Annotated in this window: 10 protein-coding genes; 1 reads left to right on the top strand and 9 read right to left on the bottom strand. The window is 54.8% G+C overall.

The window, feature by feature from the left end; translation table 11 throughout:
- Window positions 1–164: 164 nt before the first annotated feature.
- The gene (locus ACFX4U_RS01555) at window positions 165–995 is read left to right on the top strand and encodes a serine protease (protein WP_017456667.1); all 831 of its coding nucleotides are present in this window, start codon (window positions 165–167) and stop codon (window positions 993–995) included.
- A 1-nt stretch (window position 996) separates the two neighbouring features.
- Here the strand turns inward: ACFX4U_RS01555 and ACFX4U_RS01550 are convergent, their stop codons facing one another.
- From ACFX4U_RS01550 to ACFX4U_RS01510, 9 genes are all read right to left on the bottom strand, one after another.
- On the bottom strand, window positions 997–3,159 hold the full coding sequence (locus tag ACFX4U_RS01550) for a bifunctional diguanylate cyclase/phosphodiesterase (RefSeq protein WP_313507083.1): 2,163 nt from the start codon (window positions 3,157–3,159) through the stop codon (window positions 997–999).
- Between the two features lie 106 nt (window positions 3,160–3,265).
- Window positions 3,266–3,595: a multidrug/spermidine efflux SMR transporter subunit MdtI gene (gene mdtI, locus ACFX4U_RS01545; protein WP_313507084.1), complete on the bottom strand. Its 330-nt coding sequence runs from the start codon at window positions 3,593–3,595 to the stop codon at window positions 3,266–3,268.
- Window positions 3,582–3,938, bottom strand: coding sequence for a multidrug/spermidine efflux SMR transporter subunit MdtJ (gene mdtJ, locus ACFX4U_RS01540; RefSeq protein ID WP_305736196.1), 357 nt, complete (start codon window positions 3,936–3,938; stop codon window positions 3,582–3,584). Before mdtJ ends, mdtI begins: the two co-directional genes overlap by 14 nt.
- Before the next feature lie 382 nt (window positions 3,939–4,320).
- A complete protein-coding gene (locus ACFX4U_RS01535) occupies window positions 4,321–5,385 on the bottom strand; it encodes an AI-2E family transporter (protein ID WP_313507085.1) in 1,065 nt (354 codons plus the stop codon).
- Window positions 5,386–5,456: 71 nt separating this feature from the next.
- Complete coding sequence (locus ACFX4U_RS01530) at window positions 5,457–7,076, bottom strand: EAL domain-containing protein (protein WP_313507086.1); 1,620 nt, start codon at window positions 7,074–7,076, stop codon at window positions 5,457–5,459.
- A gap of 209 nt (window positions 7,077–7,285) precedes the next feature.
- Window positions 7,286–10,342, bottom strand: coding sequence for an efflux RND transporter permease subunit (locus ACFX4U_RS01525; protein WP_313507087.1), 3,057 nt, complete (start codon window positions 10,340–10,342; stop codon window positions 7,286–7,288).
- The gene (locus tag ACFX4U_RS01520) at window positions 10,339–11,493 is read right to left on the bottom strand and encodes an efflux RND transporter periplasmic adaptor subunit (RefSeq protein WP_313507088.1); all 1,155 of its coding nucleotides are present in this window, start codon (window positions 11,491–11,493) and stop codon (window positions 10,339–10,341) included. Before ACFX4U_RS01520 ends, ACFX4U_RS01525 begins: the two co-directional genes overlap by 4 nt.
- 78 nt (window positions 11,494–11,571) lie before the next feature.
- Complete coding sequence (locus ACFX4U_RS01515; protein ID WP_305736201.1) at window positions 11,572–12,768, bottom strand: cell wall metabolism sensor histidine kinase WalK; 1,197 nt, start codon at window positions 12,766–12,768, stop codon at window positions 11,572–11,574.
- Complete coding sequence (locus tag ACFX4U_RS01510; RefSeq protein ID WP_313507089.1) at window positions 12,765–13,460, bottom strand: response regulator; 696 nt, start codon at window positions 13,458–13,460, stop codon at window positions 12,765–12,767. The genes ACFX4U_RS01515 and ACFX4U_RS01510 overlap by 4 nt, the downstream gene beginning before the upstream one ends.
- Window positions 13,461–13,528 lie beyond the last annotated feature (68 nt).

The raw sequence follows: 13,528 nt of genomic DNA, 5'->3' as shown, positions 1-13,528 counted from the left end.
TTGAAGTGATTCTGGCGATGTTAATCATCTGCGCACTGATTGCCGTCCGCTTTTATCTTTATTAATGTAGCACGCTGATTTTACTCCCACTTTCTGCTCGTCCCGTCTATATTTGTTTACCTGGGCTTACGTTAATAATCATAATTACCCCACCAGAGTGTGATATGCGAAAAACCGTTGTGCTGTTGCTGGGACCGCTGTTTTTGTTTTCCGCTGTTGGACATGCTGACGATGGCGGCGATGACGCGATAAGCGCCCGTGATGTGAAAACGCTCTTTTTTGGTCATGATGACAGAGTTCCTGTTACTACCCCTACCAAAGCGCCGTGGGATGCGATTGGCCAACTGGAAACCGCCAGCGGCAATTTGTGCACAGCGACGCTCATCTCTCCGCACCTGGCATTAACCGCCGGGCACTGCCTGTTAACGCCGCCGCGCGGCAAAGCGGACAAAGCCGTAGCACTGCGCTTTGTTTCGCAACGAGGCAGCTGGCGGTATGAAATTCACGGTATCGAAGGCCGTGTCGATGCGTCGCTCGGCCACCGCCTGAAAGCCGACGGCGATGGCTGGATTGTTCCCTCTTCTGCCGCGCCCTGGGATTTCGGGCTTATCGTGTTACGTTACCCCCCTTCCGGCATTACGCCGCTGCCGATCTTCGTTGGTGATAAAGATGAACTCACCGCCGCATTAAAAGCGACCGACCGTAAAGTGACGCAGGCGGGTTATCCGGAAGATCATCTTGATAGCCTCTTCAGCCACCAGGACTGTGTCGTCACTGGCTGGGCGCAAAATAGCGTGTTGTCGCACCAGTGCGACACGCTGCCGGGCGACAGCGGTTCGCCATTGATGTTAAAAACCGATGCGGGCTGGCAGTTGATTGCCGTGCAAAGCTCGGCGCCGGCGGCGAAAGATCGCTGGCGCGCCGACAACCGCGCCATTTCGGTTACCGGTTTTCGTGACAAACTGGAAGCGCTGGCAAAAGAGGCAGACGAGTAATTCAGCCCTTTCGTAGCAAACGTAACTGCAAAATATCCTTAAGCGGCATCGGTTCGCTGAAATAGTAACCCTGCAGCTGGTCGCAGCCGGCCAGCCGCAGCAGTTTCATCTGCTTTTCGTTTTCCACACCTTCCGCCACCACCTGCATGCCCAGCGCGCTGGCGATACGGATCGTGCCGCTCACCAGCGCCGAGGCTTGTTCGTCATCATCCACCAGCCCGGCCAGCGATTTATCAATTTTGATAGTGTCGAAATTAAAGCGCCGCAGATAACCAATACTCGAATAGCCCGTGCCGAAATCATCCAGCGCAACCGCCGTGCCCAGCGCTTTGAGATTAGCGATGGCCGAACGGGCGCGCTCAGGGTTTTCCAGCACGTAGGTTTCTGTCACCTCCAGCTGTAAGCGGTGCGCCGGAAACAGGCAGGTTTCCAGCACCCGCGCCACTTTGTCTTCAAACTCCGGATCGCGAAACTGTGCGGGCGAGATATTGACCGACAACTTCAGGTGGTTAAGCTGCTGCAAATCGCTACAGGCGCGGCGCAGCACAAACTGCCCGAGCGCATAGATAAGCCCGCTGGTTTCGGCGACCGGGATAAAATCGTCCGGCCTGAGTTCGCCATCCGGACGGCGCGGCCAGCGCGCCAGCGCTTCAACGCCAATCATCATCTGACTTTGCGCATCGACAATCGGTTGATACCAGACATCAAACTCATCACGCTCCAGCCCGTCACGGATATCATTCTCAATGATTAATTGCCGTTCACGCGCGCTGTTCAACTCTGCGTCATAATGCGTCATCCGCGCTTTGCCGGTAATTTTCGAGTGATACATGGCGATATCTGCGCGGCGAAACAACTCTGAACTGGAACACTCCAGCAGCGTGCCGCTGGCAACACCGATGCTGGCACCAATATGAATAGTGCGTTTGCCAATGCGCACGGGCATCTCAAGGTAGCGCAACACGTTATGCGCAAAATCATCGGCCTTTTCCAGCGACCACGGGCCGCTCAGCGTCATGGCGAACTCATCGCCGCCCATCCGCGCCAGCATGCCGCCGGTCGGCACTTTTTGCCGTAACGTATCGGCTATCGTCACAATCAGCCGGTCGCCGACATCGTGGCCGTAAATGTCATTCACGTCTTTAAAGCCGTCGAGATCGATAAACACCACGCTGATCATTTCGGGATCGCCCATTGCGCTCAGGTTATCGAGGTGTTCAATCAGCGCGCGACGGTTAGGTAAACGGCTTAGCCAGTCCGTCAGCGCGATTTTGCGCGCCAGCTTTTCCCCACGCGCCAGTTTGTAAAGCCCGGCGCTGCTGAGTGCGATAAACAGCAGAATCAAACCCGCCGCCAGCGCGGCTATCTGGCGGATATTGGCCGCAGCCGCCTGCGCGGCCTCCGCGCCGGGTAAATGCGGCGTCCAGCTTAGATATCCCAGCGTTTCACCTGCCGATCCGCGTAGCGGTATGCTGGCGACGGCGGCATTTCGTGCCTGCAAGCGCAAGTCGTCAATCTGAAAGGTATTTCCCAGATCGCTGAGGATCTTTGCGTTGAGATGGCGGGTAATCACCAGGTAGCGGCGTGTCGCGTCATAAACGTTAAGCCGCCCGCTCGCCGGGCGAATAAGCCCGATACTGACAAATGCCACCCCTTCGCGCGTGCGGGTGATGCCCGCGAAAACCTCTTTCCCTTCGCGCAGCGGCTCGCTGTGGTTGCGAATCAGCGCGGCCAGCCCGTCACCAAAAAACGCGAGATTAGGCTCGGTAAAAGGCTGGCTGCGAAACGCCCCCCACAGCACGGCGAACTTCTCATCCAGCACAAAGGTGCCGTCGTACAGGTTATTGATTTTAAAGCCCGCACCCCAGGTGCTGTATAGCCACGCGCTATCCAGTTGTGGGCGATAGGCTTCCTGAACGGCTTCATCCCAGACGGCGTTATCAATGACCAGCGACCGGGTGCGGTTTACCGCCGTCTGAATCGCGCCCTGCACAGACAGCGCGGTGCGATGTTCATCAATTTCATTGGCCTTGGAGCTAATAAGGTGCAGCGAAAGATAGAGCAGCGCGACAACGGAAACAATCAGTCCGATGCCGGCCATAAAGAGCATGATAAACAGCGTCCTTGCCGTGGGGAGATTGCGCCAGCTTAACGGATTAAACATTGGCCGTCCCTTACTGGTGTCCGGGGAAACAGAGGTGTGAGAGATAGTATCCTAAGCGTAATACAGCCCGCGAATTTCATTGCCCACAAACGTGGGCAACTTAACATTAGGCGAGTTTTATCAGCGTCATACCGACAATCAGCAGGGCAAGTCCAATCCAGCCTTTATAATTCAGGCGCTGTCCAAAGAGCACCCAACCGGCGGCGAGCGTGGCGACGATGCCAAACCCGCCCCACAGTGCATACGCCACCGCAAGATCGATTCCTTTTACCGCCTGCGATAAGGCGCTAAATGCCGCTAACACAGCGAAAATGGAAGCGAAACCATACAACTTGCGGCGAAAACCGTCTGAGAATTTTAAAAAGATGTTCGCCGCGATCTCCAGCACAATCGCCATTGCCAGCCACAGGCCGTGAATCCACTCAAACTGCAGCATGGTTACGCTCCTGACGCACGGCTTTGCGCGTCCCGGATTTGATCAACACAATGCCCAGTACCAGCGTGGCCAGACCGGCGGCTTTCAGCGTCGATAATGGTTCATCAAAAAGAAAGACGCTACAAATAGTAATTATGAATATGCCAACGCCTTCCCATAATGCGTACGCCACGCCGAGGGCTATTTTTTTAACCGCGAATGACAGAAAGATATACGACAGCGCAATCATCACCAGCATTAAAATAAAACCGGTATGACTATCGCTAATACTTGCCCATTTCATCGACAACGTGCCAGTTATTTCAGCAATAATTGCCAGAGCTAATAAAATCCAGTAAATCATTTTTTTCTCCTGCTTGAGAACATACTTTCCTGCGGCTTACCGAATAACGGGAAACCGGAAAAACAACGATGTCAGCCGGGCACAACGTGCCAGCTCAGGCAGAGAGAAAACTACAGCGCAGAGCGCCAGTACTGGTCATCTGCCAACAGGCAGCAGGAAGAAGACGGGAGGGAAAAGTCAGGTTTTAAGACGCTGAACAGAATGTCCATATAATTACAATTATCCGCGAATTGCTTCTCATCGTGGCGGAAATAAATTGTCCTCGGTAGTTAAACACCGCCTATATTTATCACAGGATAAGATTTTACTCAAAGCCTTTGCATTTCTTTACGCCAAATAAAAAACGCCGCCCTAATTTAGCAGGCGGCGTTTTTAAATATTATTACGCTTGTTTTTGCGTATTCGCTCGCGACTGCGCCAGCAAATTCCATGAAGTAATAAACAGCGCGGCAATCATCGGTCCCAGCACAAAACCGTTAATGCCAAAGAACTGCAGCCCGCCGAGCGTAGTAAGCAGGATCAAATAGTCCGGCATGCGGGTATCTTTGCCCACCAGCAGCGGGCGCAACAGATTGTCAGCCAGCCCCACCACAATCACGAAGTAGAGCGTCAGGATGGTCGCCGTGACCAGCTCGCCGGTGGAGTAGAGAAAGAGCACCGCCGGGACCCAGACAATCGCCGTGCCCACCGCCGGGATCAGCGACAAAAACGCCATTAACGTCGCCCACAGCAGGCTGCCGTTGAACCCGGCAAACCAAAAACCGATACCGCCCAGCGCCCCCTGTACAATCGCCACGACCAGCGTGCCTTTTACCGTTGCGCGCGCCACACCGGCGAATTTCAGGAACAGGCGGCGTTTGATGGTCGCCGACAGCGGCACCACGTCGTAGATTTTGCGCACCAGCTCTGCGCCATCTTTCAGTAAAAAGAACAGCAAATAGACCATCAAACAGAAGCCGACAGTAATTCCCAGCGTGCCTTTGCCGATCAGTACCGCGCTGCCCGCCAGATAGCGCCCAACGCTCAGCGCCACGCCGGAGAGTTTTTCGCGGATCGCGGCGACCGAATCGAAATCATTTTCACGCAGCGAGTTTTTTGCCCACTCCGGCAAATGCGCGATCCCGTTGCTTAACAGCTGCGGCAAATCGGTGCCGTTATTCTGCAAGCGCTGGTACAGGCTGTTAACCTCCACGGCGATCGAGGAGAGCACCATCATCAATGGAATAAAGACAATCACGCAGATCAGCACTACGGTGATAAGCGATGCCACGCCGTTGCGCCCGCCGAGCAGTGCCGATAAACGCATGCGCAGCGGGTAAAAAATCAGCGCCAGGATCACCGCCCAGATAATGGCGGAGTAGTAAGGTTGGATCAGGCTGAAAAACGCCAGACTGACCAGTAATAACAGAATGATAAAGAAGAAATTATTACTTTTAAGTGTCGTCATCCGGGACATCCAATCGGGAAACTGCTCACCAGTGTAGAGCGTTACCCATTGATTGTAAAAACAGAGCCGCCTCAGGCGGCAGAGCCGTTTCGCTGTTCCGGTGTCAGCACGGCGACGTTGCTGTCAGCGCCCTCATCTATCTGTTTTACCTGTGCCAGAAGATTTTCTATCTCAGAAAAAGCTAATGCTTTGGAAAAATACCAGCCCTGCGCGCAGGATTCCGGTAAATTGCCTTGTAAAAAAAGATGCTGAGCTTCATTTTCAACGCCTTCGAAAACAATAGTGCGTGGCATATCTTTAAACATCGCAATAAGGCCAGGAAGTATATGTCGGTTAATGGACTGTGTACCGATAGAATCGGTTATTGATTTATCAATTTTTATTTCATCAACATCGAGCATGGACAGCCATTTTAAATTCGAATAACCGGTACCAAAATCATCCAGCGCAAATAATACTCCATGCTCTTTATATAAACATATTGACTGCATAATATCTTCTATGCGACCACTTTGCCTTTCGGTGATTTCCAGCATGATATGTTTCCCTGCCACGCCTTCCTGTTGCAGGGTATCGATAAGCCGTTGATAAAACGTCTTTGAACAGATATCTGAACAACTGACGTTAATACTTAGCGTGATATCTTTCTCTCGCAACGCGGCGCCACACTCTTTGATCGCATGTTCAACCACGTAGAGACTTATCTTATTAATTAAGCCGTTTTCTTCTGCCAGCGGAATGAAAATATCCGGACCGATATTGCCCATCTGTTTATCATTCCAGCGCAACAGCACTTCCACCCCGATGATACTTTTATCTTTTACCCGGTAAAGCGGTTGATAAACAAAATGCAACTCTTTATTAATAATGGCATTTTCTAACCTGGTTAATAATGACTGGTTCTCATGCTGATTTTTACTGATTAACGCGCCAACAAACAGCCCCACCAGCGAAGCCACGCAAAACAGGAAAAGAAGAATATAACCATTGTTATTAAATACGAAAGAGTGTCTGACGCCAGCCACAACGCAGATATCATGCCGCGCATCACATGACTTTTCAGTAATAAAAAAGAACTCATGCACTTTACCATGCTCTATATTTTCGAGCAGCGATGTATTATTGCCTACGAGGAAAAAATGTTGTTTGTGATTGTAGTCTCCGACCACCGCATTAAAACCCCACCGGATAGAATCTTCACGAAAACGGGTAAAAGCAAAGGGTGACACGGTGACAGAAAAATTATTATTATAAACGACATCAGCAGTAATATTATTCTCAATCAGCGCATCAAACACCCATGTATAACTGCCTCTGCTCACTTTATTTTTGAACACATTAAGAGATAACGGGACAGTATATTTCCCCCACAGCGCTGAACAGATTATTCTGCCGTCTTCAACATAGCCAATATCTTTTATCAGCGGATAAGGCCATAAGCGTTTTCTTAACGCATGCAGATAAGGATCGCTACACGGTGTGTAGACGGAAAACTCTTCGCGTAATGCGTTGATTTCGCGTACCTGAAGAATAATATTATCGCTGCGGGCAAGTATCGATTCGGCATAATCTTCTACCTTTTCCTGGATAAAAGCATAGTAGGCGACTTGCGCAACAATATAGAAAAAAGCAAAAGATAATAATAACGCTGCTATGTATAGGGAACCGCTTTTTTTCAGCACCTTTATCATTTTGAATACCTTTATGCAGACCGCCTCGCGCTGGCGGTCTGCCTGTCATCAATCCCTTTTGCAGAAAATTATTGGCAACATCCCGGTTACTTTATCTCTTCCGGCGCTGACAAATCCTGCATGCGCCCCACTCTCCTTATCGGCGCTTTTGACATTTACTTTAAAGGCATCCCAATCTGGCGTGTTATGACCCCTCCTGGCTCCCCCAATTAATGACGTCTTTCTTTATCCAGCAGCAGGCTGAACGCCGCCGGTAAAACGGTAAGCGTCACCAGCGTAGCGACAACCAGCCCGCCGATAATGGCATACGCCATCGGCCCCCAGAACACCTGATGTGAAATCGGGATCATGCCCAGAATGGCGGCACATGCTGTCAGCATAATGGGTCGGGCGCGGTGTTCGGCGGCAGCCACAATCGCCTCGTTCGCGGCCATCCCCTGCGCCAGATTGCTGTCCACTTCGCTTATCAGAATAACTGCGTTGCGAATAATCATTCCTGCCAGCGCAATCACGCCAAGCAAGGCGACAAACCCCATCGGCGTTCCGGTCGGCAGCATCGCCAGTACAATGCCCGGCAAACCGAAAGGTGCCATCAACAGCGCCAGCAACATGCGGGAAAAACGCTGCAACTGGAGCATTAACAACACCAGCATCACGATAAGCGTCACCGGTAGCACCGCATAAACCGAGCCGTTCCCCTTTGCCGATTCCGCGACCGTGCCGCCCTCTTCGATCCGGTATCCTGCAGGCAGTTGCGCACGCAATTTGTCCACCGTCGGTCGCAGGCCAGCCGACAGGTTTTCGGCACTCACGCCGGGCGCCAGATCGGTTTGAACCGTAATAAATGGCAGCCGCTGGCGACGCCAGATAACCGGATCGCCCACGCCCCAGCCCACGGTTGCCACTTCGTTCAGCGGAATCTTCGTACCGTTAGCGCCAGGCAACATCAGGGTCGATAACGTACCGATATCCAGCCGCTCACGATCGTTGCCACGGAGGACCACATCCACCAGCCGATCATTATCCCGCACTGTGGTCACCGTACGCCCGGACCAGACCGTATTAAGCATTTGCGCAATGCTTTGCGACGAAACCCCTGCCGCCCGTGCCGCAGTCTGATTCACCTGCAAAGTGATGGTTCTTTCCGGTTCACCGGCGGTTAAATTCACTTCGCGGGCAAGTGACGATGTGCCAATTGCTGTCGCCAGTTGGCGTGAAAACTTTTGTACCTGCGCATAATCCGGCCCGCTCACCCGGTATTTTACCGGCCACCCCACCGGCGGCCCTAATTCCAGCGGCGAAACGCGCGTGGTAAACCCGGCGAACTGGCTTTCCAGCACGCTATTCAGTTGCTGGCGCAGACGATCGCGCGCCGCCAGATCTTTTGCCACCACCACCAGTTGCGCCGTGTTTTCGTTATCCAGCAGGACATCCATCGGCAGATAAAAACGTATCGCGCCGGAACCGACATAAGTCGTGTAGTGATCGATATTTTTGTTACCGTTCAGCACGTTTTCCAGCCGTTCGGCTTGCCTTTCCGTTTCCTGCTGCGCGGTATTGGCGGGCAACGACAGGCTGACCAACAACTCGGGGCGATCGGAGGCCGGGAAAAACTCCCCCTGCATTCTGGTCGCGCCCACGCACGCCAGCGCCAGCGAGGCCACCGCGATGCCAATGGTCAATAAGCGGTGGCGCAACGCGCGCGTCAGTAATGCCTGGTAGGCACGCGCCAGGCGTCCGCTGCCTTTGCTGTGCCCTTCTATTCTGGCGGGCAGCAGCCAGGCGCCGGTCAACGGCGAGAACAGGATCGCCACCACCCACGAACAAAGCAGCGCTATCAGCACCACGGCAAACAGCGAAAAGCAGTACTCTCCAGCGCTGGAGGCGGCAAATCCGACGGGAATAAAACCGGCGATCATCACCAGCGTCCCGGTAAGCATTGGAAACGCGGTGGTTTTAAAAGCATAGGTGGCGGCGCTTTTGCGCGATTCACCAGCTTCCAGCCTGGCCACCATGGTTTCGACGGTGATCATGGCATCATCCACCAGCAGGCCAAGCGCAATGATCAGCGCGCCCAGTGAAATTCGCTGCAAGCCAATGCCGGCCAGCATCATTCCGGCGAACGTCATCGCCAGCACCAGCGGTATGGCGGCGGCAACCACCAGCCCTGCCCGCATCCCCAGCGAGACAAATGAAACAGCCAGCACAATCAGCACCGCTTCGACCAGCACCCGCACAAAGCCGCTAACCGCATCACTCACTACGGCGGACTGATCGGCGACTTTTGTCATCTCAATACCGTGGGGCAACCTGGTGTTAATCTCCGCCATCCTGGCATTGAGCGCCTGGCCGAAACGCAGCATATTGCCGGTGGAAGCCATGGAAATGGCCAGCCCTAGCGCGGGCTGACCGTTGACACGAAACACCGGCGCTGGCGGCTCGGCAAGCTGGCGGCTCACGGTGGCAATATCGCTTAAAGGGATATAGCGATCATTAATATGCAAAGTAACCGCCCGCAGGCTCTCTTCCGTGGTCAGCGCGCCGCTGACCCGCAGCGCAACGTTATCCTGCCCGGTACGAATAATACCGGCTGGCTCGACGGCATTTTGCGCGTTGAGCGCATCGCTCACCTGCTGGATATCGAGCCCCATTCCGGCCAGTTGCCGGGGAGAAAAAGCAATGACAATCTGCTCCTGCTGCTCTCCCAGCAGAGTGATTCTGCCGATATCGTGCACTGACATCAGGTTGCGGCGAATATCTTCCACCCGATCGCGCAGTTCACGCGCCGTGTAGCCCTCCGCCGTGAAGCCATAAATCGTGCCGAACGTATCATCAAATTCATCATTTACCGCCGGTCCCTGCGCCCCCTGCGGCAGCGAAGGCGCAATGTCCTGCATCTTTTTGCGCACCTGGTACCAGATGCCCGGTACTTGCGCCGGCGGGGTGTCATCACGCAGGTTCACATTGATAACAGCGCTGCCAGCCCGGCTTTCGCTTTCGATGTAATCCAGCCACGGCGTCTCCTGTAATTTTTTTTCCAGTACATCCGTGACCAGCCGGGTTGTGTCGGCAACTGTCGCGCCAGGCCACTGCGCGGAGACTACCGCCGTTTTGATGGTAAATGCCGGATCTTCATTGCGCGGCAGGTTTTCATAACAGAGGATGCCGGTGGCGATAATCAGCATCATAAAAAAGCTCACCAGTTGCTGGTGTTCAAGCGCCCAGGCAGAAAGATTAAAGCGCGATTTGGTTTCAACAGAGCTCATGGCTGCAGCTCTCCTGGAGTCACTTTTTCACCGGCGCGCAGTTTGCTTACGCCTGCGGTGATAACCCGGTCACCCGGACTGATGCCGGTTGCAATCACCGCAGACGAGGCGGTGTAGCTCGCAAGCGTGACCGTACGAAGCTGCGCCTGCGATTGTTTGTCGATAATAAAGACCGCCGGCTGGTCGCCAACGCGGCTCAACGCCGAGGCAGGCACCACAAAACCGGGCGATGTCGCCACCGGAATATCAACGATGGCGCTGGCACCCAGCGCCATCGCCGCTGGTGGGGACTGAAGCGTGAGCCTGACCTGCCATGTGCGCGTTTGCGGATCGGCCTGCGGGCTGATATCACGCAATACGCCGCTGGTTTTCTGCGTGGGATCGGCCAGCAGTGCGACCGAAAACAGGGGCGTTTTTGCTGACTGTGCGGGCAGTAATTGCGGATCGGCGATAGCAAAAACCACATCGCGCGCGTCGCTGGTCGCCAGCGTGAAGATGCTTTCCCCGGCGCTGACTACTTGCCCCGCTGAGGCGCTAACGCGGGTGATAACCCCATCGGCAGGCGCGGTCAGTTGTGTCCAGGCCAGATTATCCTGTGCATTGCGCAGCGCTGCAGCGCTGCTTTTAAGGCGGGATGCGGCGGACTGCCAGTCGGCACGGGCGCTATCAAGCTGCGTGCGGGCAATCGCGCCGGAGGGCATCAGTTTCTGCATCCGGTTCAGGTTCAGCGCGGCAAGCTGCTCGGCGGCGCGGGCGCTTTCCAGATCGGCGCTGGCGCTGGCCAGTTGATTCTTGCCGGTCTCACTCTCCAGCGTGGCAAGCACCTGCCCGGCATGTACGCGCGCGCCGATATCCACCAGCCGGCTGACCATGCGGCCATCCAGCCGAAAAGCCAGCACCGTTTCATCATGGGCGCGGATCTCGCCGGTTCGTACTGTTCCCAGGTTCGGGGAGGACGCCGCAACAACCAGATAACGCACAGATCTGGGCGGCGCAGCGTGGTCTGTTTTTTTCTCTCCGCACCCCGTCAACAGCGGAATGACCGCCGCCATAACCAGCAGCGGAAGCAGAGCAAGGAAGGATAACGCGCGTGCCGCATTAAAAAGGTGGTGCAGGCTCTGACGAAAATAATCGGTAAATTGTTCTGACATAACGCCACTCCGGATCGGTAATGGCGCCATTTAACGTGGCGTGCGTCGAGAATCACTCCACGTTTCGTCAAGAATTCATCAAGAGTGCAATTTTTTTTCGCCGCGCCCGTCCACAGGGAGCGTGATGCTGATCCGCAGCCCGCCTTTTTCCGGCAGTGCCGCGCTGATACTGCCGCCGTGGGCAACACATATCGCCCGCGCGATAGAAAGCCCCAGCCCGCTGCCGCCGGAATGCCTGGCGCGGGAGGTTTCCGCGCGGGTAAAGCGATCGAACATGATTGGCAGAAAATCGCTTTCCACGCCCGGTCCGTCATCCTCAAAATCGATCCGCCACGCGTTACCCTGCTTACTAAGGTGGATCGCAAGCTGGCCGCCCCGCCGGCCATAGCGCAGCGCATTTTCCATCAGCACGGTAAAGACCTGCCCCAGCCGGAAGGCATCGCCAGTAAACAGCGAAGATGAACGGGAGGTCACCACCATGGTCATTCCTGCGGCATCAGCCTGCGGTTTCAGCCAGGCGACCCGCTCACCTAACAGATCCTCCAGCGACAGCGGCTGAAGGTTAAGCGTCAGTTGACCAGCATCGGCAAGCGAGAGCAGATGCAGCTCATCCGTAAGGCGGCTCAGGTGCTGCAGCTGTTTCATCACCATCCCCAGTTGTTGCGGGCTGGGTTCGAAGACGCCATCAAGCATTCCTTGCAGGCGACCAATGGCGGCGGTTAGCGGTGAGCGCAGCTCGTGCGCCATCGCAACGTGCGACGCGCGCAGCTCCCGGTCGTAGCGTGCCAGTTGGCGGGTCATGTCGTTAAAATCGCTGGCAAAACGTACCACTTCGGCGGGCGCATCTTTTACCAGATCCGCCTGGCGGCCAAATTCGCCTTGCGTGACTTCATCGGCTGCATCACGCAGGTGGCTGAACTGTAAAGAGAGTGGCCGGGCGTAACGTAGCCCCATAATCACAATAAAGGGGATCATCACCAGTACCAGCACGCCAACCATGAGCCAGTCGGCCGAGGCAATGGACGGCTTCGAATAGCTTATCCCCCACCATTTATCGACGATTTCATGAAAGCGATCCGGGTTCGCCTGCGGATTGTCCAGCAGAATGAGGAACTCCGCCTTCACCGCAGACGGCATATCATGCAAAACCCAGTAGTTTTGCACGGCATAACGCAGCCACATACACAGGGCAATGACAATAACAGCGCCGATAGCCAGCGCGATAATGCGCGCACAAATCCAGCGCCACAGCGATTGATGAGCGGGATTTTTCATGGCTGGCGGAACCTGTAGCCAATACCGCGCACATTTGCTAAAACGCCTGTAACACCCGCGTTTTCCAGCTTTTTGCGCAAGTTGTAGACATGCGTATCGACCACGCGCTCCAGCGCTTCGCTCTCCGGCAAACAGTGTTCAAGCAAGTGCTGGCGGGAAAACGGCAAGGTCGGGTGGCGCATTAGCGTTATCAGAATAGAAAACTCCGTTGGCGTCAGCTCCAGGCTGCGCAAACTGTTTTCAGCCTGCGTGACCGTTGCGGTGATGGCGACGGTATCCACCTCCAGCGCTTGCCAGCGGAGCACCTCTTCTTGCACGGCCGTTCGTTTGCTGCGCCGCAACACCGCCTGCACGCGCGCCACCACTTCGCCAGGGTGATACGGTTTCACCACATAATCATCGGCCCCGTATCGCAATGCCCCTATGCGCTCAGAGGTATCCCCCATGGCGGTGACCATGATCACCGGAACATCGTTAATGCGGCGCAGCGCCGCCAGCACCTCGGTGCCATTCATGCCCGGCAACATGATATCCAGTAAGATCAGATCGGGTTTCCAGCGCTGCGCCATTTCCAGCCCTGTCAGCCCATCTCCGGCCAGCGAAACGTCATAGTTTTCACGTCGCAGATAGGCTTCCAGTACGCTGGCCGCATCGGCATCATCTTCAATCACAAGTACTCTACGGGATATCATTTGCTCACCTTGACCATTTCTTAATAATTCCCTGACCGTTTATTGATATGACCTGTCTATATTCCTTG

The sequence above is a fragment of the Kosakonia sp. YIM B13588 genome (assembly GCF_042788165.1).
In the GTDB taxonomy this organism is placed as follows: Bacteria; Pseudomonadota; Gammaproteobacteria; order Enterobacterales; family Enterobacteriaceae; genus Kosakonia; species Kosakonia sacchari.
The sequence above is the reverse complement of the archived record's forward strand: the minus strand, read 5'-3'. Positions and strand labels throughout refer to the sequence as shown.

Bases quoted from the DNA above. Each gene is read 5' to 3' on its own strand.
- mdtI (WP_313507084.1), bottom strand. From the start codon at position 3,595: ATGCTGCAGTTTGAGTGGATTCACGGCCTGTGGCTGGCAATGGCGATT.
- mdtJ (WP_305736196.1), bottom strand. From the start codon at position 3,938: ATGATTTACTGGATTTTATTAGCTCTGGCAATTATTGCTGAAATAACT.
- ACFX4U_RS01530 (WP_313507086.1), bottom strand. From the start codon at position 7,076: ATGATAAAGGTGCTGAAAAAAAGCGGTTCCCTATACATAGCAGCGTTA.
- ACFX4U_RS01550 (WP_313507083.1), bottom strand. From the start codon at position 3,159: ATGTTTAATCCGTTAAGCTGGCGCAATCTCCCCACGGCAAGGACGCTG.
- ACFX4U_RS01555 (WP_017456667.1), top strand. From the start codon at position 165: ATGCGAAAAACCGTTGTGCTGTTGCTGGGACCGCTGTTTTTGTTTTCC.
- ACFX4U_RS01525 (WP_313507087.1), bottom strand. From the start codon at position 10,342: ATGAGCTCTGTTGAAACCAAATCGCGCTTTAATCTTTCTGCCTGGGCG.
- ACFX4U_RS01515 (WP_305736201.1), bottom strand. From the start codon at position 12,768: ATGAAAAATCCCGCTCATCAATCGCTGTGGCGCTGGATTTGTGCGCGC.
- ACFX4U_RS01535 (WP_313507085.1), bottom strand. From the start codon at position 5,385: ATGACGACACTTAAAAGTAATAATTTCTTCTTTATCATTCTGTTATTA.
- ACFX4U_RS01520 (WP_313507088.1), bottom strand. From the start codon at position 11,493: ATGTCAGAACAATTTACCGATTATTTTCGTCAGAGCCTGCACCACCTT.
- ACFX4U_RS01510 (WP_313507089.1), bottom strand. From the start codon at position 13,460: ATGATATCCCGTAGAGTACTTGTGATTGAAGATGATGCCGATGCGGCC.